Origin of the sequence: Actinoplanes sp. NPDC049668, from assembly GCF_044465445.1 — a bacterium.
Taxonomy (GTDB): Bacteria; Actinomycetota; Actinomycetes; order Mycobacteriales; family Micromonosporaceae; genus Actinoplanes.
In genome coordinates, this window is the sequence record NZ_JBITLR010000005.1 from 607442 (window position 1) to 631438 (window position 23997).

25 protein-coding genes and 1 riboswitch are annotated in these 23997 nt (G+C 74.3%); of the genes, 10 read left to right on the forward strand and 15 right to left on the reverse strand.

Features of this window, described 5'->3' with window-relative positions:
* Positions 1 to 45: 45 nt before the first annotated feature.
* From ACIBSW_RS23945 to ACIBSW_RS23955, 3 genes are all read right to left on the reverse strand, one after another.
* On the reverse strand, positions 46 to 828 hold the full coding sequence (locus tag ACIBSW_RS23945) for an alpha/beta hydrolase (protein WP_354730680.1): 783 nt from the start codon (positions 826 to 828) through the stop codon (positions 46 to 48).
* A 191-nt stretch (positions 829 to 1019) separates the two neighbouring features.
* A complete protein-coding gene (locus tag ACIBSW_RS23950) occupies positions 1020 to 1586 on the reverse strand; it encodes a dienelactone hydrolase family protein (RefSeq protein ID WP_354730682.1) in 567 nt (188 codons plus the stop codon).
* Positions 1583 to 2500: a LysR substrate-binding domain-containing protein gene (locus tag ACIBSW_RS23955; protein WP_354730684.1), complete on the reverse strand. Its 918-nt coding sequence runs from the start codon at positions 2498 to 2500 to the stop codon at positions 1583 to 1585. Before ACIBSW_RS23955 ends, ACIBSW_RS23950 begins: the two co-directional genes overlap by 4 nt.
* 71 nt (positions 2501 to 2571) lie before the next feature.
* Between ACIBSW_RS23955 and ACIBSW_RS23960 the strand changes: the two genes are divergently transcribed.
* Positions 2572 to 3435, forward strand: coding sequence for a dihydrodipicolinate synthase family protein (locus tag ACIBSW_RS23960; RefSeq protein ID WP_354730686.1), 864 nt, complete (start codon positions 2572 to 2574; stop codon positions 3433 to 3435).
* A 3-nt stretch (positions 3436 to 3438) separates the two neighbouring features.
* Here ACIBSW_RS23960 and ACIBSW_RS23965 read toward each other — a convergent pair whose 3' ends face one another.
* From ACIBSW_RS23965 to mycP, 3 genes are all read right to left on the reverse strand, one after another.
* Entirely contained in the window at positions 3439 to 4350 is a 912-nt protein-coding gene (locus tag ACIBSW_RS23965; RefSeq protein ID WP_354730688.1) for an AEC family transporter, read from the reverse strand.
* Positions 4351 to 4389: 39 nt separating this feature from the next.
* Entirely contained in the window at positions 4390 to 4920 is a 531-nt protein-coding gene (locus ACIBSW_RS23970) for a DUF6817 domain-containing protein (protein ID WP_354730690.1), read from the reverse strand.
* 62 nt (positions 4921 to 4982) lie between these two features.
* Positions 4983 to 6200 carry a type VII secretion-associated serine protease mycosin gene (mycP, locus tag ACIBSW_RS23975; protein WP_404799437.1) on the reverse strand — a complete coding sequence of 406 codons (1218 nt, stop codon included), beginning with the start codon at positions 6198 to 6200 and terminating at the stop codon, positions 4983 to 4985.
* Between the two features lie 107 nt (positions 6201 to 6307).
* A riboswitch (cobalamin riboswitch) is annotated at positions 6308 to 6378 on the forward strand.
* A 60-nt stretch (positions 6379 to 6438) separates the two neighbouring features.
* Here mycP and ACIBSW_RS23980 point away from each other — a divergent pair.
* The 3 genes from ACIBSW_RS23980 to ACIBSW_RS23990 all read left to right on the forward strand — a co-directional run bounded on the left by ACIBSW_RS23980 (position 6439) and on the right by ACIBSW_RS23990 (position 8366).
* Positions 6439 to 6642 carry a CbtB-domain containing protein gene (locus tag ACIBSW_RS23980; RefSeq protein ID WP_354722513.1) on the forward strand — a complete coding sequence of 68 codons (204 nt, stop codon included), beginning with the start codon at positions 6439 to 6441 and terminating at the stop codon, positions 6640 to 6642.
* Between the two features lie 53 nt (positions 6643 to 6695).
* Positions 6696 to 7262 (forward strand): histidine phosphatase family protein, encoded by a 567-nt coding sequence (locus ACIBSW_RS23985; RefSeq protein WP_354722512.1) that lies wholly within the window; start codon positions 6696 to 6698, stop codon positions 7260 to 7262.
* A 120-nt stretch (positions 7263 to 7382) separates the two neighbouring features.
* Positions 7383 to 8366: a hypothetical protein gene (locus ACIBSW_RS23990; RefSeq protein ID WP_354722511.1), complete on the forward strand. Its 984-nt coding sequence runs from the start codon at positions 7383 to 7385 to the stop codon at positions 8364 to 8366.
* A gap of 6 nt (positions 8367 to 8372) precedes the next feature.
* Here ACIBSW_RS23990 and ACIBSW_RS23995 read toward each other — a convergent pair whose 3' ends face one another.
* Positions 8373 to 9407 (reverse strand): aminoglycoside phosphotransferase, encoded by a 1035-nt coding sequence (locus ACIBSW_RS23995; RefSeq protein WP_354722510.1) that lies wholly within the window; start codon positions 9405 to 9407, stop codon positions 8373 to 8375.
* A gap of 78 nt (positions 9408 to 9485) precedes the next feature.
* On the opposite strand from ACIBSW_RS23995, the gene ACIBSW_RS24000 reads away from it, so the two are divergent.
* The 6 genes from ACIBSW_RS24000 (at position 9486) to ACIBSW_RS24025 (ending at position 14928) form a co-directional block, all read left to right on the forward strand.
* The gene (locus ACIBSW_RS24000; protein ID WP_354722509.1) at positions 9486 to 10073 is read left to right on the forward strand and encodes a helix-turn-helix domain-containing protein; all 588 of its coding nucleotides are present in this window, start codon (positions 9486 to 9488) and stop codon (positions 10071 to 10073) included.
* A gap of 1 nt (position 10074) precedes the next feature.
* A complete protein-coding gene (locus ACIBSW_RS24005; protein WP_354722508.1) occupies positions 10075 to 10797 on the forward strand; it encodes an SRPBCC domain-containing protein in 723 nt (240 codons plus the stop codon).
* Positions 10798 to 10809: 12 nt separating this feature from the next.
* Positions 10810 to 11604 (forward strand): alpha/beta hydrolase, encoded by a 795-nt coding sequence (locus ACIBSW_RS24010; RefSeq protein ID WP_354722507.1) that lies wholly within the window; start codon positions 10810 to 10812, stop codon positions 11602 to 11604.
* A gap of 224 nt (positions 11605 to 11828) precedes the next feature.
* Positions 11829 to 12482, forward strand: coding sequence for a nucleotidyltransferase domain-containing protein (locus tag ACIBSW_RS24015; protein WP_354722506.1), 654 nt, complete (start codon positions 11829 to 11831; stop codon positions 12480 to 12482).
* Positions 12483 to 13177: 695 nt separating this feature from the next.
* Positions 13178 to 14380, forward strand: a complete 1203-nt coding sequence (locus tag ACIBSW_RS24020) for a serine/threonine protein kinase (protein WP_354722505.1) — start codon at positions 13178 to 13180, stop codon at positions 14378 to 14380.
* Positions 14381 to 14589: 209 nt separating this feature from the next.
* On the forward strand, positions 14590 to 14928 hold the full coding sequence (locus ACIBSW_RS24025; RefSeq protein WP_015622005.1) for an RNA polymerase-binding protein RbpA: 339 nt from the start codon (positions 14590 to 14592) through the stop codon (positions 14926 to 14928).
* A 66-nt stretch (positions 14929 to 14994) separates the two neighbouring features.
* On the opposite strand, the gene ACIBSW_RS24030 is transcribed toward ACIBSW_RS24025, so the two are convergent.
* The 8 genes from ACIBSW_RS24030 to ACIBSW_RS24065 all read right to left on the reverse strand — a co-directional run bounded on the left by ACIBSW_RS24030 (position 14995) and on the right by ACIBSW_RS24065 (position 23996).
* Complete coding sequence (locus ACIBSW_RS24030) at positions 14995 to 15510, reverse strand: FxsA family protein (RefSeq protein ID WP_354722504.1); 516 nt, start codon at positions 15508 to 15510, stop codon at positions 14995 to 14997.
* A 59-nt stretch (positions 15511 to 15569) separates the two neighbouring features.
* The gene (locus ACIBSW_RS24035) at positions 15570 to 16379 is read right to left on the reverse strand and encodes a polyprenol monophosphomannose synthase (protein ID WP_354722503.1); all 810 of its coding nucleotides are present in this window, start codon (positions 16377 to 16379) and stop codon (positions 15570 to 15572) included.
* Entirely contained in the window at positions 16376 to 17995 is a 1620-nt protein-coding gene (gene lnt / locus ACIBSW_RS24040) for an apolipoprotein N-acyltransferase (protein WP_354722517.1), read from the reverse strand. The genes ACIBSW_RS24035 and lnt overlap by 4 nt, the downstream gene beginning before the upstream one ends.
* A 480-nt stretch (positions 17996 to 18475) precedes the next feature.
* Positions 18476 to 19747, reverse strand: a complete 1272-nt coding sequence (locus ACIBSW_RS24045) for a glutamate mutase L (RefSeq protein ID WP_354722502.1) — start codon at positions 19745 to 19747, stop codon at positions 18476 to 18478.
* Positions 19744 to 20109, reverse strand: a complete 366-nt coding sequence (locus ACIBSW_RS24050) for a hotdog domain-containing protein (protein ID WP_354722501.1) — start codon at positions 20107 to 20109, stop codon at positions 19744 to 19746. The genes ACIBSW_RS24045 and ACIBSW_RS24050 overlap by 4 nt, the downstream gene beginning before the upstream one ends.
* A complete protein-coding gene (locus ACIBSW_RS24055; protein WP_354722500.1) occupies positions 20106 to 20840 on the reverse strand; it encodes an OAM dimerization domain-containing protein in 735 nt (244 codons plus the stop codon). Before ACIBSW_RS24055 ends, ACIBSW_RS24050 begins: the two co-directional genes overlap by 4 nt.
* Positions 20841 to 20895: 55 nt before the next feature.
* The gene (locus tag ACIBSW_RS24060) at positions 20896 to 22452 is read right to left on the reverse strand and encodes a lysine 5,6-aminomutase subunit alpha (protein ID WP_354722499.1); all 1557 of its coding nucleotides are present in this window, start codon (positions 22450 to 22452) and stop codon (positions 20896 to 20898) included.
* Positions 22452 to 23996: an amidohydrolase family protein gene (locus ACIBSW_RS24065; RefSeq protein ID WP_354722498.1), complete on the reverse strand. Its 1545-nt coding sequence runs from the start codon at positions 23994 to 23996 to the stop codon at positions 22452 to 22454. The genes ACIBSW_RS24060 and ACIBSW_RS24065 overlap by 1 nt, the downstream gene beginning before the upstream one ends.
* Between the last annotated feature and the right edge of the window lies 1 nt (position 23997).

Here is a 23997-nt window from a genome sequence, read left to right on the forward strand (position 1 = left end):
CGATCCGGCGCCGCCTGTCACCAGGCGGCGCCGGTCCGGACCGGTTCAGCAACCCGCCTCCGCGGCGAGCCACGCCTCGCAGGCCTGCGCCCAGCGGGCCGTGTGCGGAATGTGGACGTGGCCGTGCTCGCCGTAGGCGACCCCGTCCGCCAGGCCGAGCCCGTGCCGGCCCCGCGGATAGATGTGCAGCTCCACCGGGATGCCGGCGTCGAACAGGGCGCCCGCGTACGCGAGGGCGTTCGGGAAGCCGGGCGGGTCCTCGGCGGTGGCCCACAGGAACGTCGGGCAGGTGTCGGCGTCGATGTTCCGCGCCGGCGACAGCTCGTCGCGCAGCTCCATCCGCCCGTCGAGGATCCACTCGACCGGCGCGTCCGGCAGCAGGCGCAGGTCCGCCGGCGCGTACGCGAGGATCGCGAAGTCCGGCCGCGGCGGCGGCGCGGCGAGCCGCTCGCTGGAGAGCACCGTGCCGGTCGCCAGCAGGCCGGCGAGGTGGCCGCCGGCGCTGGAGCCGATGACGCCGACGCGGTCGCCGACGGCCAGCCCGTGCCCGCCCTCACGGATCCACCGCAATGCCGCGCGCCCAGACTCCAGCGGCGCGGGGAAGCGGTACCCGGTCATCAGCGGATACCGCAGCACGAACGCGTGCAGCCCGGCGTCGCTGAGCCAGCGGGCGTAGCCCTCGCCCTCGTGCTCGGTGTGGAACCGGTACCCGCCGCCGGGCAGCACCAGCACCGCCGGCCGGCGGCCGGGGAAGCGCTCGTGTGCCGGGTAGGCGGTGATGTCGGGTTCGCCGGCCGCGTGGTCCAGCCGGGTGGATTCGGGGGTCATCTCTTGCCTCTCGTCGCTGGTGACGACGAAGGCGGCGACTTGCGGCCGAGGGCGCGACGGTTCACCCGCACAGCAAAGGCGGGAGGTAATTTCCGGATAGGCCCGACCGGTGAGCGACACATCCTGGCTCAGCGGCGGCTGAAGTCGCTGCCTCCATCGGGTCGGCCCATCCGGGGCACGGCGCCAACCTATCACCCGACCCGGCGCAGGAACTCCAGGCTGCGCCGCAGGACCAGGGCCGAGGTCTCCGGCTGGTACTGCGCCAGGCTGCTGTCGGTGGTCAGGTGCGCCGAGCCCGGGTACACGAACAGCGTCCCGTCCCGGGCGGCCGCCGCCAGGTCCCGCGCGACCTCGACCTCGCTCCATTCGTCGTCCTCGGCGAGGTGCAGCTGCAGCGGCACCCGCGACGGCCACCGGTCGCCGAACGTCGAGGCCGGCACCCCGCCGTGGTACAGGATGGCGCCGAGCGCGCCGGGCCGGGTCTGCGCCAGCTTCTGCGCCGGCATCGCGCCCAGCGAGAAGCCCGCGTACACGACGTGGTCCGGCACGCCGGCCACCGCGGCGACGCCGCGCGCGATGATCTCCTCCATGCCGATCTCCCACGCGTGCGCGATGCCGGCGTCCAGGCCGTCGAAGGTCACCTCGGCGTAGAGGTCGGGCACGGTCACCGTGTGGCCCGCGCCGCGCAGGTGGTCGGCGAAGGCGTGCACGCCCGCGGTCAGCCCTTGCGCGTGGTGGAACAGGACGACGTCGGTCATTCGGCGATCCTGCTGCGCTCCGGGCCCGCGGGCAAACCCTCCACGCCGGTGGCGGCCCGGATCGCCGTGACGAACGCGGCCACCGCGGGGTGGCCGGCCGCGCCCCGGCGGTAGGCGATCCGGTTGCGCCGGCGGGTCGGCAGCGGGATCAGCCGTACGCCCGCGGGCGTGCCCGCCGCGGCGAGCTCGGGCACCAGCGAGACGCCCTGGCCCGCCGCGACCAGCGCCAGCACGGTGGCGAAGTCGTCGGCCTGGTGCCGCGCCCGCGGCGTGAACCCGGCCGCGCGACAGACGTGCAGCGTCGCCGTGTGGCACAGCGTGCCGGGGCTGGCCAGGATCCAGGCGGCGTCGCGGGCCTGCTCGAGCGTCGTGCGGTCGCCCGCGGCGGGCACGGCGAGGAAAACCGTCTCGTCCAGCAGCGGCACCGCGTCGAGCGCCGGGTCCGGTTCGACCGGCACGACGTCGTAGTCGTGCAGCAGGCCCACGTCGAGGCGCCGCTCGCGCAGCGCGGCCGGCACGCCGACCGGGTCCAGCTCGGTCACCATCAGTTCGAGCCCCGGATGCCGCTGCCCCAGCCGGACCAGCGCCTGCGGCAGCAGGGTGGCGACCGCGGTCGGGAACGCGCCGATGCGCAGCGGCCCCGACAGCCCGGCGCCGACCGCGGCGAGGGCCGCCGACGTCCGCTCCAGGGCCGCGAGCACCGTCTCGGCGTGCTGCACCAGCACGTGTCCCGCCGCGGTCAGGGTGACCCGGCGGCCGGTGCGCTCCAGCAGCGCCACGCCCGCCTCCCGCTCCAGCGCCGACAGCTGCTGGGAGACCGCCGACGGGGTGTACGCGGCCGCCTGCGCGACGGCCGCGATGGTGCCGAGCCGGGACAGGTCGCAGAGCAGCCGCAGGCGCCGGACGTCGAGCATCAGCTCAGCTTACGGGCGAGCACGCAAACCTGAACTGGACCTGATGCTCGGGTCGGGCGGACGCTGGGACCATGACCTTCTCCGGCGTGTACGTACCGTTGATCACCCCTTTCGACGCCGCGGGTGCGGTGGCGCTGCAGGCCCTGGAGGGCCTCGCGCACGACGCGCTGGCAGCCGGCGCGGCCGGCCTGGTGGCCCTGGGCACGACCGCGGAGCCGTCGGCGCTCAGCGCCGGCGAGCGGCAGGCCGTCCTCGACGTGGTCGCGCAGGTCTGCCGGGAGCGCCAGGCGCCGCTGATCGTCGGCGCCGACTCGGCGGAACAGGTCGCCGAGCTGCGCGGCGTGGCGGGGGCGCTGTCCCTGGTGCCGCCGTTCGTGCGGCCGGGCGAGGACGGCGTCGTCGCGCACTTCGAGGCCCTGGCGGCCGTCGCCGCCGTGCCGCTGATCGTCTACCACGTGCCGTACCGCAGCGGGCAGCGGCTGTCTGCCGGCGCGCTGCGCCGGATCGCGGCGATCGCCGGGATCGCGGGGATCAAGTACGCCAACGGCGGGATCGACGCCGGCACGGCCGAGCTGCTGGCGGACCCGCCGGCGGGCCTCGCGATCCTCGGCGCCGACGACGCCGTCGTCTCGCCGCTGCTGGCGATGGGCGCGCACGGCGCCATCCTGGCCTCGGCGCACGTCGCGACCGCGGACTTCGCCGGGCTGGTCGAGGCCTGGCACGCCGGCGACGCGGTACGGGCGCGCGCGCTCGGTGACCGCCTGGCCGCGCTGTCGCTGGCGCTGTTCGCCGAGCCGAACCCGACCGTGATCAAGGGGGTGCTGCACGCGCTGGGCCGCATCCCGACCGCCGCGGTACGGCTGCCGCTGCTGCCCGCGGCCCCCGCGAGCGTCGCCGCCGCGCTGCGGCACGTGCCGGCCCCGGCGCACCGGTAGGCGTCACAGCTCGAAGAGCACCGCGATCAGCAGCAGCACCGGGACGCAGGCGATCGTCGACAGGAAGATGGCGTCGCGGGCCAGCACCAGGCCGGTCTGGAAGCGCTGGGCGTACAGGAAGATGTTCTGCGCGGTGGGCAGGCCGGCCAGGACCGTCACGGCGTAGGTCGCGTCGCGGGTCAGTCCGAACGCGACCGCGAGTAGGAAGGCGACGGCCGGCATGCCGGCCGTCTTGAGCGCCACCGCCGTGATCGTGGCGAACCGGTCCGGGCCGGCCGCGAGGACCCGGCGCTGCGACAGCGACATGCCGAACGCGATCAGCACCACGGGCACCGCGGCCGAGCCGATCGCGGCGACCGGTTCGGCGAGCACGGCCGGCAGCCGCAGGCCGGTCACGGACAGGACCAGGCCGGCCGCGACCGCGACGATCAGCGGGTTGCGCAGCGGCGCCGTCACCGCGGTGCGCGGCGACGGGTGCCCGGTGGTGGCGCGCTCGAGCAGGACCAGCGCCACCGGGGTGACGATCAGCAGCTGCCACGTCATGATCGGGATCACCAGGGTGGCGTCGCCGAGCACGTAGGTGGCGATCGGGATGCCGATGTAGTTCGCGTTGGTGTAGCCCGCGACGAGCCCGCCCATGATCCGGGTGCCCGGGTCCCGGGCGCGGACGATCAGCACGTGCAGGCCGAAGCAGATCAGCGCGGCGGCGGTCGAGACCAGCAGCGGCGGGCTCAGCAGCACGCCGAGGTCGGCCTGCGCCACCCCGGTGAACAGCAGGCACGGGGTCAGCACCGAGTAGACCAGGCGGCCCAGCACCGCCTCGGCGTTCTCCGGCAGCCCGCCCCACCGGCGCGTCGCGACCCCGGCCGCGACGATCACCCCGATGAGCGCGAAGCCGGACAGCGCCAAGATCATGGGTGGGCACCGTAGCCGAGTGGCGCCGTCGCCGGCCGGTCAGCCCAGGACGCGGCGGCTCTCCGCCAGCACCGGCGCGGAGGCCAGCGCCGCCCAGGACCCGAACAGTTCCCGCAGCTGGTCGCCGTGGCGCTCGGCGATGCCGGGATCCCGCTCGACCACGTCGAGTTCGTTGACGATGGTCAGGTCGGTGAACGGCCCGGCCTGCTCCGGGGCCAGGTGGTGGCCGAGGCCGGTGAAGCGGTCCCAGACCCGGCGGGTGCCGGGCAGCTCCTTCCAGCTGCGCGAGCGGTCGCAGGCGCCGTACAGGTAGACCAGGGCCTCGGCGGGCTCGCCGACCAGGTCGCGCAGCACGGCGCGGTCGGCGAGCGGCAGCAGGGCCCGGTCGAAGCCGTCGGTGCCGTACGCGGCGTGGGTCAGCCCGGCCAGCCGCACGTCCGGGCCGTGGCCCAGCGCGCCGAGCCGGTCGTGCACGCGGCCGAGGTGGGCATACAGGGTGCCGCCGGGGTGCTCGATGCTCTCGGCGCCGCGCTCGCGCAGCCACGCCCGCACGGCCTGCTCGCTGCTCATGCCCCGACCCTAGGCGCGCCGGGCGCGGCCCGGGGTGCGCGGTTGGTCACAGTGGACCGGTTTCAGTGCGGGTCGGTGCCGGCCGGGTCCGGTGGGCGCCAGCCGCGGCGGCGGCCCCGGCGCAGCGCCGCGGCGGCCACGACCACCAGCGCGACGACGCCGGCGCCGGCCGCGGCCACGATCAGCGACAGGTCCTGCGCGCGGGCGCGGCGGGCCGTCAGGGCCACGGCGGCCGGGTCCTCGGTGTGCACGACCGCCGGCGCGGGCGCCGCCGCCCGGTCCGGCCCGAGCGTCTCGGTCAGCGCCCGGTACGGGTTGACGACGCCGAAGCCGTACCGGTCGCTGCGGCGCCCGCCCGGCGCCGGGTCGGCGGTGGCGATGATCCGGCGGGTGATCTGCGCCGGGGTCAGCGTCGGGAACCGCTGCCGGATCAGCGCCGCGGTGGCCGAGACGAACGGCGTCGCGTAGCTGGTGCCGTCGCCGCGCGCGTGGCCGGACCCGCGGGCGGCGAACGTGACCTGCACGCCGGGCGCGGTCACGTCCACCCAGTCGCCGCGCTGGGAGAAGTCGCCGGCCACACCGTTCGCGCCGATCGCGCCGACGCCGATGACGTCGGGGTAGGACGCCGGGTAGGGCCGCGGGTTCGCCTCGTCGGCCCGGCCGTGGTTGCCCGCCGCGGCGACCACCACCACGCCGGCGGCGACGGCCCGGGCCACCGCGTCGCGGACCCGGCCGTCGTCGTCGGCCATGACCAGGGACATGTTGATGACGTCGGCGTCGCCCGGGCCGACCGCCCAGTCGATCGCGTCGGCGAAGCGGCCCGGGTCGGCCGGCTCCCCGCCGCTCTGGCCGCCGCCGTCGGTGTCGGTCTGCTCGCTGACCCGGATCGGCACGATCGTGGCGCCGGGCGCCAGGCCGCGCGGGCCCGCGCCCTCGGCCGGCGTCGCGGCGATGATGCTGGCCACGGCCGTGCCGTGGCCGACGCAGTCCTGCCGGCCGTCCGGCTCGCCGTGCAGGAAGTCGCGGCCGGCGGCGACCCGGTCGCGCAGCTGCGGGTGCCCGGCGTCCACGCCGGAGTCGATGACCGCGACGCGCACCCCGTCACCGGTGGCGAACGGGGCGAGCCGCCCGGGCGCGAACATCCGCTCCTCGTACGGCCGGGCCTTGCTGACCTGGGCCGCGCCGGGCGGGTTCCGGCAGGGCGCGGCGCGGGCGGGTGCGGCGGGCAGCAGGACGGCGGCCGACACGGCTGCCGCGACCATGACCCTGCGCAACTGCATCCCACACCCCCGGTCGATGTGGATGCTACCGAGACCGGGCGCGGGCGTCGATTGACCGGCTCGGACGCTCGCCGCTAGGTTGGGGTGGCCATCTGCGACGTCGTGAGGGAAACCGGTGTGAATCCGGTGCGGTCGCGCCACTGTGAACGGTTCCCCCGGGAGCCGTGAGTCAGGACACTCACGCGTACGCAGGCCTGTTGAACGGGACGCGTCATCCCGGTAGGAGGTCTGATCGGTTATGCCGGACATTCACGCGGTCCGCCCGCTGAGCTCGCCCGCGGTGTCCCCGCGGGTCCTGGTGACCGCCGCCGGCGTCGTCGTGCTGCTCCTGCTGCTCGCCTACCTGGTCGCGTTCGACCAGGGCGCGATCTCCCAGAGCGGGATGTACCTGCACGAGCTGATGCACGACGGCCGGCACCTGCTCGGCGTCCCCTGTCACTGACGACCCGCAACCCGGGACCCGGCGGCACGACAGAGGTCCGATAACCTAGCCGCGTGAGCGGATTGCGGCTGCTCGCCGCCGCCGCGACCCCGGGCCTGCGCCGTGCGGTCTTCGGCGGCGACGACGACCTCGACGAGGGCGGCCTGCGGGCCGCCCTCGCCCTCTGCGACGCCGGCGACCTCGGCGGCAGGGCGGACACGTGGTGCTGCGCGCCGTCGCGGGCCGCGCTGCGCACGGCCGCGGCGCTGGGACACGACGATGCGAAGGCGGACGAGGCGCTCGCCGACCCCGACTACGGCACCTGGACGCGGCTCGGCCTGGGCGACGTGGCCGGCGCCGAGCCGTTCGGGCTGCAGGCCTGGCTCACCGATCCCTGCGCGGCCCCGCACGGCGGGGAGTCCCTGGCGGCGGTGCGGCGGCGGGCCGGTGCCTGGCTCGACCAACAGGCCGGGCTGCGGGTGGTCGCGGTCGCCCACCCGGTCGTGGTGCGGGCGATGCTGACGCACGCCCTGGGCCTGCCGGATGACGCGGTGTGGCAGCTGGACGTGGCGCCGCTCTCGCTGACCCGGCTCACCCACCGCTCGGGCCGCTGGCACCTGCACCTTCCACCGGCTGGCTGACCCCGCCGCCCTCGGTGACGCATGCCCGAGCGGAGGCGGAACGGGTCCGAAAAGATGATCTTCTCGGTCCGGCCGTTCGGCAGCCTGGTGAGCCGACGAGGTCGAGGGTTCGGGGATGCCATGCGACGTGCACGCGCGATCGTCGCCACGCTGGTGGCGGTGATGTTCTCGGCGTCCGGATCCCTGTCGCCGCTGGCGGGCATCGAGCGGGTGACCGCTGAGCTCGTGCTGGCCGACCGCCGGCCGGTTCTGCCGACCGGCTGGCGCTGGGAGTCCTACGGCGGCGTCCAGGTCGGTGTCCCCGCCAGGTTCGGCTGGGCCGACAGCGGCCTGCGCCTGGGCGCCTGGTGCATCGATCCGCCGGACGATGAATCGCCGGTCGTGGCCCGGCCCGGCGGGGGCGTACCCGCCATCGCCTGCCTGGGTGACGGCACGCGGATCGCCGCCACCGGCTGGGTGGTCGGCCTGGACCATGCGCTCGAACCCGGCGATGGCCTCGATCGCGAACGGGACCGCACGACGGTGCGCCTGGCCGGGGTCGAGGTCGTCGTGCAGGCGCCGGTGGCGCTGCGCGAACTCATCGCCGGCACGATCCACCGGGTCGACGTCGACGCCTTCGGCTGTCCCGCCCGGCACCCGATCAGCACGCGGCCGACCCTGCGGCCGGCCCGCCCGGTCGACGTCGCGGCCCTGCGGGAGGTGAGCGCCGTCTCGGTCTGCAAGTACGAGCTCCGTGCGGCAGACGCGCAGCCGTGGCTGGTGTCGGGCCTGCGCCTGGACGGCGCCGCGGCCGACCGGGCGATTCAGCGGATCGCGCGGGCCCCGGTCGGCGGCGGACCCGACAATCCCCAGGACTGTGCCCCCGAGGTGGCGTACGGAGACGACGTCATCGTGCTGCGGGTGCGCTCGGCGGCCGGCGCGACCGAGATCGTGCTGCGGTACTCCGGATGCGTCGGCAACGGATTCGACGACGGCATCGCCGTGCGCCGGTTGACCGCCGCCGCGGTGGCGCCGTTCATCACCGGCCCCGGTGCCGTGTACATGTTCTCCGGGCGAGAGGACAAGGCCGCGATGCTGGTGCCGGACTTCCGCCCGGGCGGCTGACCCGGCTCAGCCGTCCAGGCTGTCGCGGGCCCAGCGGGTCAGCAGCGACAGCACCGGGGCGCGGCCCGCGAAGATCGCCGTCGTCTCGCGGGTGTCGTACGCGGGCCGGGCCGGGCCGCGGGCCACCGCGTGGAGCATCCGCGGCGCCAGCCAGTAGTACTTCGCCGCGCCGGTCAGCCTGATCGCCCGCCCGACACCCGCCTCGTCGACGGCGCCGCCGAGGCCGCGCCGGTAGCCGTCGCCGACCGCGGCCGCGACCTCGTCGAGCAGCGTCACGTCGATCAGGCCGTCGAAGAACGCGTCCAGGGTCAGGTTCGCGACGTCCTCGCCGACCGCGCCGGGCCCGGTGAACGCCCAGTCGAGCAGGACCGGCCCGCGCGCGGCGAGGACCAGGTTCATCGGCCACAGGTCGTGGTGGCACAGCGTGCGCGGCAGCCGGTCGGCGGCGGCGAGGACCTCGGTCCGGCGCCGCCACAGCGTGCGCAGGTCGGCGCGCAGCCGCGGCGGCCACGCGGCGACCGCGACGGGATGGTCCCAGTCCGGCTCGTCGAACCCTGACTGCGCCGCGGTGTAGTCGCGCAGGAAGTCCCGCGACAGCCAGTCGTCGGCCGGCGGCCGGTCCAGCCAGCGCGCCTGCCCGACCCCGATGCGGTACGCGAGATCGCCGAGCTCCGCGGCGCCGCACGCGGTGCCGGGCGTGCCCGCGACGTCCTCCAGCCACAGCGCGACCGACGAGTCGGCGCGCTCCTCGACCTCGATCAGGGCGGGCGCGGACAGCCCGGCGTCGGCGAACGCGGTGCCGGCCAGCCCGCTGGTGTACGCCAGGTGCTCACGCCGCCAGTAGTTCCAGTGCCCCGGCTCGTCGGAGGCCTGCCAGTGGTCGGCGGCCCCGGGACGCCCCGGGGTGGAGATCTTCAGGATCGCGGTGCCGCCGCCGCGCCGCACCCGCCAGATCCCGCCGGTGACGCCGTTGTACGGGTTGTGCGGCAGCTCCTTCGCCGCGGCGGGGTCGTCGACGAGGTCCTGCGGCGGTCCGGGCACGTGATCAACCGTACCGCCGCCGCACCGACCACAAATCTCGGCTAGACAAATCTTTTTGTCGGTGGGAGGGTGTTCGACATGCAGAGCATCGCCGTCATCGAGGACCCGGCCGCGGCCGCGATCAGCCTGGACCCGATCCGCAGCCGGCTGCTGGCCGAGCTGGCCGTCCCCGGCTCGGCGACGATGCTCGCCGCCAAGGTCGGCCTGCCCCGGCAGAAGGTCAACTACCACCTGCGCACCCTGGAGCAGCACGGCATGATCGAGCTGGTCGAGGAGCGCCGCAAGGGCAACGTCACCGAACGGATGCTGCGGGCCACCGCCGCGTCGTACGTGATCTCACCGGCCACGATGTCCGCGCTCGCCCCGGATCCGTCCCGGGAGCCGGACCGGCTGTCGGCGCGCTGGCTGCTCGCCGTCGCCGCCCGGCTGGTCCGCGACGTCGGCGAGCTGCTCACCGGCGCCGGCCGGGCCCGGCAGCGGGTCGCCACGTTCGCCATCGACGGCGAGGTCCGCTTCGCCAGCGCCGCCGACCGGGCCGCGTTCGCCGAGGAGCTGACCGTCGCCGTCACCCGGCTGGTGAGCCGCTACCACGACGAGGACGCACCCGGCGGGCGCAGCCACCGCCTGGTCGTCGCCGTGCACCCGACCGTCACCCGGGAGGACTGAGATGGGAAAGGACTTCGAGGCCCGGCACGACGCCGAGGTGCCGGCCACCCCGGAGCAGGTCTGGGACGCCATCGCCACCGGGCCGGGGATCAGCTCCTGGTTCGTCGGCGCCACCGAGGTCGACGGCGCGAGCGTGCGGACCTCGTTCGGCGACGGCTGGATCCCCGACGGCACGGTCACGGTGTCGCAGCCGCCGCACCGCTTCGCGTACCGCACGCCGACGGCGGGCGACGGCCGCTTCGTCGCGTACGAGTATCTGATCGAGGGCCGCGACCGGGCCGGCACCGTCCTGCGGACCGTGACCAGCGGGTTCCTGCCCGGCGACGACTGGGCCGAGGAGTTCGAGGCGATGGGCTTCGGCACCGAGCTGTTCTTCGCGACCCTGGTGCAGTACCTGCGAGAGTTCCCCGGCCGCGCCGCGACCCCGGTGACGGTCTTCGGGCCGCCGGTCACCGACTGGCCGGGAACCTGGCGCCGGCTGCACGCGGCGCTGGGCCTGGGCGCGGCACCGCGCGCGGGCGACCCGGCACGCAGCGCGCTGACCGGCGACGGCGTCGTCTACTTCACCAACCCGCACACGCTGGGCATCCGCACCCCGGACGCCCTCTACCGCTTCATCCGTGGCCTGAACGGCACCCTGATCGCCGGCCACGCGCTCTTCGCCGCCGCGGACACCGCGCCCTGGCGGCCGCTGCTCGAATCGCTCGAGACCACCGACTCCTGAAGGACGAAGATCATGGCAACTGTCACCTCCGCCGACGGCACCACCATCGCCTACGAGACCGTCGGCTCCGGGCCCGCGCTGATCATCGTGGACGGCGCCATGTGCTACCGCGACAACGGCCCGGCCCGCGACCTGGCCGCCGCCCTCGCCGACGAGTACACGGTCTTCATCTACGACCGCCGCGGCCGCGGCGCGAGCGGCGACACCGCACCCTGGTCCGCCGACCGCGAGATCGAGGACCTCGCCGCCCTGATCGAGGCCGCCGGCGGCACCGCGCACCTGGTCGGCTGCTCCTCCGGCGCGGTCCTGGCCGCCGACGCCGCGAACCGCCTGCCCGGCGTCGCCCGGCTCGCCCTCTACGAGCCGCCGTTCATCGTCGACGACACCCACCCGGCCCGCCCGGACACCTACGTGCCGCGCACCGAGGCGATGATCGCCGCCGGCGACAACGGCGGCGCGGTCAAGATGTTCCTGCGCCACGTCGGCGTGCCCGGCATCGTGGTGTGGATCATGTCGCTGACCCCGGTCTTCGGCAGGCTCAAGGCCGTAGCCCCGACACTGCCCTACGACCTGCACATCCTCGGGGACACCGGCCGCGGCAAGCCCCTGAACGCCGCCCGCTGGTCCCAGGTGCACGCACCGGCGATCGTCATGGACGGCGGCAAGAGCCCGCAGTACATGCGCAACGCGGCCAAGGCCCTCAGCGAAGCCCTCCCGAAGGCCGAGTACCGCACCCTCCCCGGCCAGACCCACATCGTCAAGGCCGCGGCCGTCGCCCCCGCCGTCAAGGACTTCCTCCGCGGCTGAGGACAAAAGACCGCCATCGGGTACGCGCGGCGTGGTCCCACAGACGCAAGATCGGGGCTGACCGGCACACCGGGCCGCTGAGTGCGGCGTCGCGCCCCTGGGACCGGCCGCCGGGCGGAGATCGTCCCTTCCGCGATCATGGCGCCGCTGGGTTCACCACCCCGTCGGTCACGGGCGACAGCCAGGTCGGCCGTGGTCTTCGGTTCCGCTGTTAGATTCCCGCAGTGAGCGAGCAACTGCCGGCCCGCGGTCACCGGCTGTCACCGGCCGAGATCGATGCCCTGGGCGCCAGCTGGTCGTCGAGTTGGACCCCGAACCAGGTCGCAGAGCACTTGTCCGGCACGGCGACGCCCTGGTGCGTGGCCGCGGGTTGGGCGTTGGATCTGTTCCGCGGCAAGCAGACACGCGAGCACGGGGACATCGAGATCGCGATCCCCGCCGCGGGCTTCCCCGAGATCCGCGGCCGTTTCTCCGGATACGTCTTCGACGCGGTAGGCAGCGGCCGAATCTGGCAGGACGCCACACCGGACGAGATCGCGGTCACGCACCAGACCTGGCTACGCGAACCGGCTACCGGCGACTATCTGCTCGACGTGTTCCGTGAACCGCACCAGGGCGATACCTGGATCTGCCGACATGACGAGACGATTCGGCTTCCTTACCGCGACATCATCCACTACACCGAGGACGCCGTTCCATACCTCGTGCCGGAGCTGGTCCTGCTGTTCAAGGCCAAGCACGCACGCCCGAAGGACCAGGCTGACTTCGACGAGACCGTCCCGCACCTGACCCCGGACCAACGCGCGACCTTGGCCGGGCTACTCGCCCGCGTACACCCAGGACATCGCTGGCTTGACGAGTTGCCGGCCAGGACGTAGCGGACCCGGTGGCTCGCCGCGCAGGTCGATCGTGACCTCGCCGAAGTCGACCCGCCCGGGCGGTGGGTCCGCGGGAAGAACCCGCTGACCGGGCCCGCCGGTGCCCACGCAGGCAGACTTGAGCGGTGATCGTGTTGCGTCGCCTCCGCATCGAGCGGAAGTCAGTTCAGTCATGGTTCGGCTGGCCGGTGCCCGCTGACCCGCGCGTCGCCTCCGGCGACGACCTGACGAGACTCATCGGCACCGCCGAGCAGCGAGGGTTCAGCCGCAGGGCAAGGGGCCTCCACCCGCGGGGCCAGGAGACATTCGCCCTGCTCCCTTACCTGTACGAGGGTTCGCCGGAGGCTTCGTGGATATGCCTGGTCGTCCACGTCAACGACTGGCGCCCGTCGGCGGCCGTTCGGCCTGAGATCGCCTTTTACCGCCTCGACGTCGCCTTGGCCGACTTCAACTCGCTGCGACGCGCCAAACGGCGACAGCGAGACCAGCTACTCCACTGGACAGCCTGGATGGCTTCCTTCCCTCGGGACGGTGGCGCATGGAAACCCGCGGACCGGACGCCGTGACGGGCTCGTCGCCGGGGTGGGTTGAGCGGGCCGTGGTGGAGCGGCGTCGCGGCACCGGCGCGGTGGCGGCACGATGTCGGTGGGTGGGTCTAGGGTCGGTGCGCGATGGTGGATGACGACGCTTCCGTGATGACCGTGCCCGCGCAGACCGGCTCCCCGGGTGACCGGGCCGACGGTGGGCCCTTCGGCGGGGACCTGCCGGCCGAGACGCGGCCCTGTGCGCACTGTGGACGGCCCGTGCCGCAGCGGGCCGCCGCCGGCCGCCCGTTCCGTTACTGCCGTGACAACGACGGCGAGTGCCAGCGGGCGTCGCGCAACGTGCGGATGCGGCACCGCTCCTCCCCCGGCCTGGCCGGGCAGGTCGCCCGGACGTGGGAGGCCGTCGACCGGCTGGACCAGCTCGTCGGCACCCTCAGCGAGGCCCTGCACGCCGAGATGTCCCCGGCCGGGGTCGAGCGGCAGGTGGCCGAGGTGCGGGCGGAGACCTCCCGTCAGGTCGCCGCCGCGCACACCGAGCGCGACGACGCCCGCCGCGACGCGGACCGGGCCGCCGAGGCCGCCGGCACCGCCGCGCAGGAGGCGGTGGTCGCCCGCGCCGAGCGTGACGACGCGGTGCGGGCCGCCGACGACGCGCGCCGGCTGGCCGAGTCGGCCGCTCTCGACGCCCGCCGGGCCGTGGCGGGCCGCGACGAGGCGCAGGCGGCCGCCGGTGCCGCCGCCGTCCTGCGGGTGCAGGCCGAGGCCGACCGCGACGCCGCCCGGGACGCGGCGTCGGCGGCGCGCGGGGAGGCCGACGAGGCGCGCCGGGAGGCGACCGCGCTCGGCCGGGACCTGGCGGCGGCCCGGCAGGAACTCACCACCGCCGGGGAAGCCCTCACGGACGCCCGGCAGCAGGCCGTCGCCGCCGGCGAGGAACTGGCCGCGGCACGCCGCGACGCGGACCAGGCCCGGCAGGCCACGGCGGCCGCCGAGGCCGGCCGGGAGGCGGCCCGCGCGGAGCTGGCCGCGGCCCGCCAGGAGCTCACCACCGCCGGACAGGCACTCACCGATGCCCGGCAGCAGGCCGCCGCCGCGCAGCGGCAGGCCGAGTCGGAGCGCCGGGAGGTCGAGGCGCTGCGCGCTACCCTGGACCAGGTCCGGGCGGACGCCGAGCGGGACCTGTCCGCGCTGCGGCAGCGTCTCGACGCGGCGACCGTCGGCGCCGACGGCGCGCACGCCCGGGTGGCGCAGCTCTCCGCTCAGGTCAGCGACCTGGCGTCGGCGCTGGCGTCGCTGGGGCCGGGCCGGGCGGTGCCCGCGCAGGGGCCGGCCGACGCGCCCGCGACACGGTGACCGACATCGCACCATCCGCAGATCTCACAAAATCCAGTAAAGTGGACCAAGGTCCACTTCAAGACGGGGCTGAGACGGCCGATAATGCATCCGGGCGGTTACGCTCGTTGCGTTAACACCGCCGACACACGGCGGTCGCCAGGAATCTCGCGACCGCCCCTTTCGTTACACCAACGGAAGCAGCACCACGAGCGAGGGGAAAGCCGATCATGGGCGAGCGCATGCTGCGCGGCAGCCGTCTAGGCGCAGTCAGCTACGAGTCCGACCGCAACACGGAGTTGGCCCCTCGGCAGACCCGCGAGTACCTGTGCGTCAAGGGTCACCAGTTCGAGGTGCCGTTCGCCGTCGACGCCGAGGTGCCGATCACCTGGGAGTGCAAGTTCGACGGCAGCGTCGCGCGGCTGGTCGACGGCAACGAGCCGGAGCAGAAGAAGGCGAAGCCGCCGCGTACCCACTGGGACATGCTGCTCGAGCGCCGGTCGATCTCGGAGCTCGAGGACATCCTCAACGAGCGGCTGCAGGAGGTTCGCACCCGTCGAGGGCGCTGAACCGCGGCAACACCCGATCGCCGTCCCGCAGCAGCGGGGCGGCGATTTGCTGTGCCCGGGCGCCGGCTAGCGGACGATCTCGCCCTCGACGACCTCGCCCTGGATGACCCCGCCGGGCGGGGGCGGGGAGGCCGGTGGCGGGTCGGCGAGCGGGTCGGACTGGTGCACCCGGACGTGGCGGGGGCCGAACAGGTCACCGGCGACGGCCGACGACACCCGGCGCTCGGTGGCGCGTTCCACCGCCCGGCGGGCCAGGATCCGTCCCGGCGGCAGCACCAGCAGCAGCCCGGCGGCGGCGCTGATGAAGCCCGGCACGGCCAGCAGCAGCGCGCCCAGCAGCCCGACCAGGGAGTTGCTGACCTGCGCGCCCGGCGGGCGGCCGGACTCGGCGGCGTCGCGGAACGCCCGCCAGCCGCGGACGCCCTCACGGCGCAGCAGCGCCAGCCCCACGATGCTCGACCCAATGATGATCATCAGCGCCCAGAACCCGCCGATGGCGTGCACCACCGCCACGAACACGGCGAACTCGGCCACCGCGAGCAGCAGCAGCCCCAACGGGAGCAGGGCCAGGCCTCGGCGCATCATCCACAACCTTCCGGCGCGTCACCAGGACAAGTCCAGCATGACACGCCGGTGCCCGGTCACGGCCAGGTCGAACCTTGCCGGGGCTTGCGGCCCAGCCGGGCCAGCAGCGCGTCACGGCGGGCCGTCGCACCCCACTTGGTGACCCTGAGCAGCTGTTCCTTGAAGATGTTGCCGCTCATCTTGCTGACGCCGTGTTCGCGTTCGGTGAACGTGATCGGCACCTCGGCCATCCGGAAACCGTGCCGGTAGGTGCGCCAGGCGAGCTCGACCTGGAACGAGTAGCCGGTGGAGGCGACGGTGCCGACGTCGATCGCGTCGAGGGTCTGCATCCGGTAGGCGCGGTAGCCGCCGGTGGCGTCGCGGAACGGCATGCCCAGCGCCATCCGGATGTAGATGTTGCCGCACCGCGACAGCAGCAGCCGGTGGATCGGCCAGTTGTGCACGCTGCCGCCGGGGATATACCGGGTGCCGAGCACCGCGTCGGTGTCGCGCAGCACGTCGAGCAGCTTGTGCAGCTCCTCCGGGGCGTGCGAGCCGTCGGCGTCCATCTCCACGACGGCGTCGTAGCCCTTGTTCTTCGCCCAGGCGAACCCGGCGACGTAGGCGGCGCCGAGGCCTTCCTTGCCGGCGCGGTGCAGCACGAAGACGTGGTCGTCGGCGGCGGAGATCTCGTCGGCGATGCCGCCGGTGCCGTCGGGCGAGTTGTCGTCGGCGACGAGGATGTCGACCGACGGCACGGCCCGGCGCACCCGATCCGTGATCAGCCGGATGTTGTCGGCCTCGTTGTAGGTCGGGATGACCACGAGGACGCGTCCGATCCCCGGATATCCTTCCGCGCCCGATGCCGTCGGGTTCGCGTCGCTCACCGTTCCTCCGTCGTGTTTTCCGCGGCGGGGTTCTCGCCGTTACGGCGCCGGCGCATCGGCGCGGACAAGGCCAGCAGGAGCACGACCAAGCCGACCGCGGCCGGCTCCGGCCAATGCCCCAGACGAGTCGCCAGCGTACGCGGTCCACCGACGTGAATGCCACGCAGGACCACGGCGGCGACGTTGAAGCCGGTCGCCGAGTGGACCCGGCCCTGCGTATCCACGAAACCGGACACACCGACCGTCGACACCATGACCGCCTCCCGGCCGTGCTCGACGGCCCGCAGCCGCACCATGGCCAGCTGCTGGCGGGCCTCGGCCTCGTTGAAGGTGGCGTTGTTGGTCTGCACGGCGAGCAGCTGCGCCCCGCCGGTGACGGTGTCGCGCACGATCGAGTCGTAGGCCACCTCGAAGCAGATGACGTCGCCGACGGTCAGCGCCGGCGTGCGCACCACACCCGGGGTCTGCCCGGCGACCATGTTCTTCACCAGGTCGGCCTTCTCGCTGACCACCCGGGCGATCGGGCGCAGCGGCATGTACTCGGCGAACGGCACCGGGTGCCGCTTGATGTACACCTGCTCCAGGTCGGGGCCGGTGACCGGCCGCCACAGGATGCCGGCGTTGCGGATCTCGCCGGGCACGTCGCCGCGCAGGACCGCGCCGACCAGGATCGGCACCCCGATCGCGGTGGCCGCGGCGGCGATCTGCTGCGCGGCGTCGGGGTTGCGCAGCGGGTCGATGTCGCTGGAGTTCTCCGGCCAGATCACCAGGTCCGGCTTCGGTTGGCGGCCCAGCCGCACCTCGTCGGCGAGGTTCTGGGTGGCCCGTACGTGGTTGAGCAGCACCGCGGCCCGCTGGGCGTTGAAGTCCAGGCCCAGGCGCGGCACGTTGCCCTGCACGATCGCGACGGTGCGGGTCTCACCGCCCGGCGTGGCGACCGGCACCAGGGCCGGCCCGGCGACGGCGACGGCCGCGGCGGCGGCGAACCCGACCGCGGCGGCCCAGGTCCGCGGCCGCGACCAGCGGCGCCAGGCCAGCGCGACCAGGGCACCGCCGGCGGCGGCGACGGCGAAGCTCACCAGCGGCGCGCCGCCGAGGACGGCCAGGCGCAGCGCGGGCGCGTCGCCCTGGCTGAACGCGAGCCGCCCCCACGGGAACCCGCCGAACGGCGCCCGGTCCCGCAGCGCCTCCTGGGCCACCCACAGCAGGCCGGCGGTCAGCGGCCACAGCGAGCGCCACCGGTCGTGCAGCGGCGACAGCCAGGCGCCGGCGAGGCCCAGCAGCGCCAGGTAGCCGGCCTGCGCCAGCGACAGCAGGATCCACGGCAGCCAGCCGGCGGCCAGGTTCGTCCAGTCGAGCAGCGGCACGAACAGCACCAGCCCGGCGATCATGCCCAGGCCGGCACCGGCGCGCAGCCGGCGCCGGTGCGTCGCGGCGGCCAGCAGCGCCACCGCGACCGGCGCCAGGAACCACAGCCCGTACGGGGGGAACGACAGCAGCAGCCCGGCACCGGCGGCGGCCGCGGCCGCCACGGCGATCCACAGGCGCAGCGGGCGCGGCCCGGCGCGCAGCGCCGGGTCCGGCGCGGCGACCGGCTGCGTCGGCTGAAGCGTCAATGAATTCACCCGCGGAAGGGTACCTGTCGGCGGTCACGGTTCATGTCGGGCACGCTACCCGTGCGCCACCTGCGCGAACACAGATCGGGGCGCGGCCTGCGGGCCACGCCCCGATTGCTCCCGGAGATCCTTCCGGGCCCGGTGGGGTCATGGGCCTTGCGCGGCCTTCGGACCGACCCGCCGCGGGCTGGCTGCCCCCGTCGCGCCGTTGTCTACTGGCCACGTTCCACCCGACCGACACCGGGACAGCGCGGCCGGTCCGCGCCGCTCCGCCGACCCCCACCCCCTGGACCTGGCGTACGCGGGCACTCACGAGGGGTGCGGGCGTGGCCAGTGGGCGAAGAAACGAAGCGAACAACAGCCGCTTCCCGAAGTAGGACCTGAAGACGGTACGTCGGACCCCCGGCCGTCTGTCAACCGTCGTCCCGGTGCCCGGGCGTGTCGCATCCTCCGGCGTGTCCCGCCGTTCCCCCGCCGGGATTACAGAGCGTGCAGCAGGCCCGCCGCCGCGACCGGATGCTCCGCCGCGAGCAGCCCCGCCGCGGCGAGCACGTACTCGGTGTCGACCGTGCGGCGGGCCGTCGTCGGCGCCGCCCAGCCGCCCGCGGTGTCGCCCAGCACCGCGTCGAGAACCTCGTCGCCGCCCCCGTGTCGCAGCACCCCACCGGAACCGACGACCAGCCGCACGTCGCGCAGGTCCCGCCCGCCGGTGCGCGGCAGACCGGGCCCCGGCGAATGGCCGCGGGCGTGCCGCCGCAGCGCGATCATCGCCGCGGTCGCCGCCAGCCGCCGGTCGGTGCCCGCGTCGTACGGCCGCCCGCCGCCGATGTCCGGCGCCGGCAGCTTCTCGGCCGCCGCCGCCGCGACCACACCCGGCGCGCCGACGCCGACACCCAGGTCACCCTCGACGGTGCGGGAGCGCCACAGGGTGCCGGCGACGTCGCGCCGCGGCGACGTCTCGGCCTCCGGGTCCGGCACCAGCGCCGAGTACACGTCCGTGGTCGCCCCGCCGACGTCGACGACCAGCACCCCGGCGCCGGTGCCGTCGGCGAGCAGCTCCACCCCGGCCAGGACCGCGTCCGGGGTCGCCGCGCGCACCAGCGACGCGAACCGGGTGCCCCGGGAGAGCCGCTTGCCGCCGATGACGTGCCGCAGGAACACCTCCCGGATCGCCGCACGCGCCGGGCCCGGGTCCAGCTCGCCGATCCGCGGCAGCACGTTGCCGGTCACCGTCGCCGGGATCCCTCGTGCGGCCAGCACCGCGGCGGCCTCGTCGCGCACGTCGGCGTTGCCGGCCACGACCACCGGCACCCGCAGCCGCGAGGTGCCCAGCCGCCGCGCGTTGTGCAGCAGCACCTCGCCGTCGCCGCCGTCGGTGCCGCCGACCAGCAGGATCACGTCCGGGCGCGAGGCGCGCAGCGCCGCCACCGCCCGCCCGTCCAGGGGGCCGGCCGCGACGTGCACGACCTGCGCGCCCGCGGACAGCCCCACCCGGTGCCCGGCCTCGGCGGTGACCAGCGACTCGTACCCGACGACGGCGAGCCGCAGTCCGCCGCCGGCCGACGAGCACACGTACAGCCGTGCGTCGCCGGCGCCGCCGAGCTGCGCCACCGCATGATCAAGACCGGTCAGGACGTCGGTGTCGGAGGTCGTCGGCACCTCCGCGCGGCCGAGCAGGACACCGCCGCCGAGATCGACCAGGCAGGCCTTGGTGTACGTGGAGCCGACGTCGACGCAGACCGCCGTGCTCAAGGCTTCGGCGGCACGACCACGGTGCCGGTGGCGGTCACCGCGACGATCGGCTCCGCGAGGACCTCGGCCGCCGACCCACCCGTGCCCCGGCACACCACCACCGACGCGAACTCGATCCGCCGCGACCGGGTGCCGACCTTGGTCACCGTCGCGGTGACCTCCAGGACGTCCCCGGCCTGCACCGGCGCCTTGAACTGCACGTCGGAGTACGACGCGAACAGCCCCTCGTCGCCGTCCATCCGGATGCACAACTCGGTCGCGACGTCGCCGAACAACCCCAGCGAGTACGCGCCGTCGACCAGATTCCCCGCGTAGTGCGCGTGCGCGTACGGCACGTACCGGCGGTGCGTGACAGTGATCAAGAAGTGCTCCCCACGATCGCGTGAACCAGATAAGAGGCGACCTCGCGCGGCGTCGTACCCCGGGTGAAGATCCGGTCGACGCCGAGCTCGTCGGCCATCAGCTCGTCGAAGCGCGGCCCGCCGACGATCAACAGCGGACGCCGGCCCGCCGGCAACGCCTCCCGGAACGCCGCCGACATCGCCCGCGTGTTCTGCAGGTGCGCGTCGCGCTGCGTCACCACCTGCGACACCAGCACCGCGTCGGCCTTACGCGCCCGGGCCGTCTCCACCAGCTCCGGCACCGACACCTGCGCGCCCATGTTCGTCACCGACAGCTCGCTGTAGTACTCCAGGCCCTTCTCCCCCGCGATGCCCTTGAGGTTCAGGATCGCGTCGATGCCGACCGTGTGCGCGTCGGTGCCGATGCACGCGCCGACCACGTTCAGCCGCCGCCGCAGCCGCCGCTTGATCACCGCGTTGACCTCCTTCGCGCTCAGCAGCGGGAAGTCACGCTCGACCACCTGCACCTTGTCGGTGTCGACCAGGTGACTCACCCGGCCGTACACCACGAAGAAGGTGAAACCGTCGCCCATCTGCTTGGCGTGCACCAGCAGCGCCGGGTCCATGCCCATCTTGTTCGCCAGCTGCACCGCGGCGCCCTCGGCCCGCTTGTCGTGCGGGACCGGCAGCGTGAACGACAGCTGCACCATCCCGTCGCCGGTCGTGTCCCCGTAGGGGCGGACGATGCTCATGCCGTGCCTACCTTTCGCATGCGCTCCTGGCCCTCGCTGCGCTCGGTGCAGTCGCTCATGCTTCCAGGGCCTCCGTGACCGGGTTGTAGTAGCCGTCCTCATGCTTGGCGACACCGTCGAGGCCCTTGCCCCGGTCCGCCGGCCGCTTCATGATCCCGAACGTGCCGTCGGCGATCGCGTTGAGCATCGTGTCGTCGACGATCCGCTCCAGCAGCTCGATCGCCTCGCCGAGCACCTCGTGCGCCCGCGACTGGATGAACCCGCCCGGCGCCGGCACGAAGTCCTCGTGCAGGTTCCCGGCACCGTTGAGCACGTACCGCACGTTCTGCAGGGCGATGTCGCGGTCCGACAGCCACGGCGTCACCACCGCCTCGGTCATCATCCCGACCAGCAGGATCCCCTGCCCGGTCAGCGCACCGACCAGGTTGAAGAACCCGTCCAGCAGATTCCCCCGGAACACGTCACCGGTCATGTGCTTGGTCGGCGGCATCCACTTCAGCGGCGCGTCCGGGAACAACTCCCGCGCCAGCAGCGCGTGCGCCAGCTCCAGCCGGAACGACTCCGGCAGCTCCGGGTTGATCTCGAACGCGTGCCCCAGCCCCAGCTGCCAGTCCGCCAGCCCCGCCTCGTGCGCGAAGAACTCGTTCAAAAGCTGCGACACCGTCACCGTGTGCGCCGCCTCGACCGCGTCCGCCGTCGTCAGGTAGTTGTCCTCACCGGTGTTGATGATGATCCCGGCCCGGGCGTGCACCTGCCGGGAGAACCGCTGGTCGACGAACGTGCGGATCGGGTTGATGTCGCGGAACAGGATCCCGTACATCGAGTCGTTGAGCATCATGTCGAGACGCTCCATGCCGGCCAGCGCCGCGATCTCCGGCATGCACAGCCCCGACGCGTAGTTCGTCAGCCGCACATACCGGCCCAGCTCCTTGGACGTCTCGTCCAGCGCCGCCCGCATCAGCCGGAAGTTCTCCTGCGTCGCGTACGTGCCCGCGAAACCCTCCCGGGTCGCGCCCTCCGGCACGTAGTCCAGCAGCGACTGCCCCGTCGACCGGATCACCGCGATCACGTCCGCGCCGGCCCGGGCCGCCGCCTGCGCCTGCGGGATGTCCTCGTAGATGTCCCCGGTCGCCACGATCAGATAGATCCACGGCCGCTGCGCCGGATCCCCGTACCGCTTGACCAGCCGGTCCCGCTCGGCCCGGCGCCGGTCCACCAGCTTCAGGCCCGCCCCGGTCGCCCGCTTGGCGGCCCGCCGGGCCGCCGTCACCTCGGCCTTCTTCTCCGGTACGGCGAAAGTCACCGCCCCGGCCGCCGCCTTCTGCGCCAGCACCGTCACGTCGTCCAGGCCCTGGGCCGCCAGGGCGTGGAACACCGGCACCGCGACACCCTGACCGAGCCCCACGTCGGCGCGCACCGCGTCGACCAGGCGGTTCACCCACGGAATGCCGTCGGAGTCGGCACCGGTGACCCCGGCCAGCCGCAACACCGCCCGCTCCACCGACACCGTCGTGTGCGAGCGCGCCAGGTCGACGACCGGCTGACCCGCCTTCCGGGCCAGCGCGCGCGCCCGCCGCACGACACGAGGATCCAGACCAAGCTTGTTCACCACTACTCCTCGAAGATCGTCTCGCCGTGCAGCACCGTGCGCCGGCACACCGGCCGCGCCGGCACCTCACCGTCGGGCCCCGGCAACAGCACCGGCAGCCCACCCTCGACCCCCGCCGGGGTGTCCCACACCGCGAACGTCGCCGCCGCACCCGGCGACAACACCCCCGCGTCATCCACGCCGACGGCCCGCCAGCCACCCCGGGTGCTCGCCCCGAACGCCGCACGCACACTCATCCGGTACACCGGGTTGCGCGGCGCCGCCGCGGCCACCACCGCCGCCCACGGATCCAGCGGCGTCACCGGCGAATCCGAACCGAACGCCAGGCTCACACCCGTCGCGTACATCGCACCGATCGGGTTCGACGCCATCGCCCGCGCCACGCCGAGGCGCTGCGCGTACATCCGGTCCGGGCCGCCCCACAGCGCGTCGAAGACCGGCTGCACGCTGGCCACCACCCCGAACTCCACCAGCCGGGCGATCATCGGCTTGTCCGCCAGCTCCACGTGCTCGATCCGGTGCCGGCCCTCCCGCAGCCGGTCCACACCGACCTGCTTCGCCGCGATCGCGAACCCGTCCAGCACAGCCTCGATCGCCGCGTCACCGATCGCGTGGAAACCGCCCTGCACACCCACCTCGACACACTCCAGCAGGTGCGCGCCGGCCTGCTCCGCCGACACGAACGACTCACCGCAGCCCCCGCCGCCGTCGAGATACGCCGAACGCACCGACGCCGTCCGCGAACCCAGCGCGCCGTCCGCGTACAGATCACCGCCCGCGCCGACCGCGCCCAGCTCCCGGGCCTTGACCGCGCCGCCGAGCTCGCCCCAGTAGCCGTACACACGCGGCAGCCCGGCACCGGACAGCGCCAGCACCGAGGTGAAGTCCGCCTCGCTCGACGTGCCCGGACCGCCGCACTCGTGCACCGCCGCGACCCCCCGCGACGCCGCCAGCCGCAACGCCGCCCGCTGCGCCGCCGTGCGCTGCGCCGCCGTCAGCGAACCCAGCGCCACCGCACGCACCGCGTGATGCGCGTGCTCACGCACCCAACCCGACGCGGCGTACCCCGGCACCCCCTCGACGCCGGGGCACGCCGCCAGCAACGACCGCGACGCCAGCGCCGAATGCACCGACGCCTGCGACAGGTACACCCGCCGCCCCGCCGCGGCACGCTCCAGCTCATCCGAGCCCGGCGGCTCCTGCACTACCCACGTCGACTCGTCCCAACCATGCCCGTGCACCACCGCATCCGCCGGCCGCGTCGCCGCGAACGCCGACACCGCCTCCAGCAACTCACCGGCCGAACGCACCCCGGACAACTCCAGCCCGTCCGCGGCCAGACCCGTGTCCGTCGCGTGCACATGCGCATCCACGAACGCCGGCGTCACCAGCGCACCGCCCAGATCGACCGAGGCGTCCGCCGCCGGCGCGTCCGACGCCGCGCCCAGCCACACGATCCGCCCGTCACGCACCAGCATCGCCGTCGCCCGCGGATCGGCGGCGGAATAGAAACGACCGTTCGAGAACAGCACCGAGGGGAGAGTCATG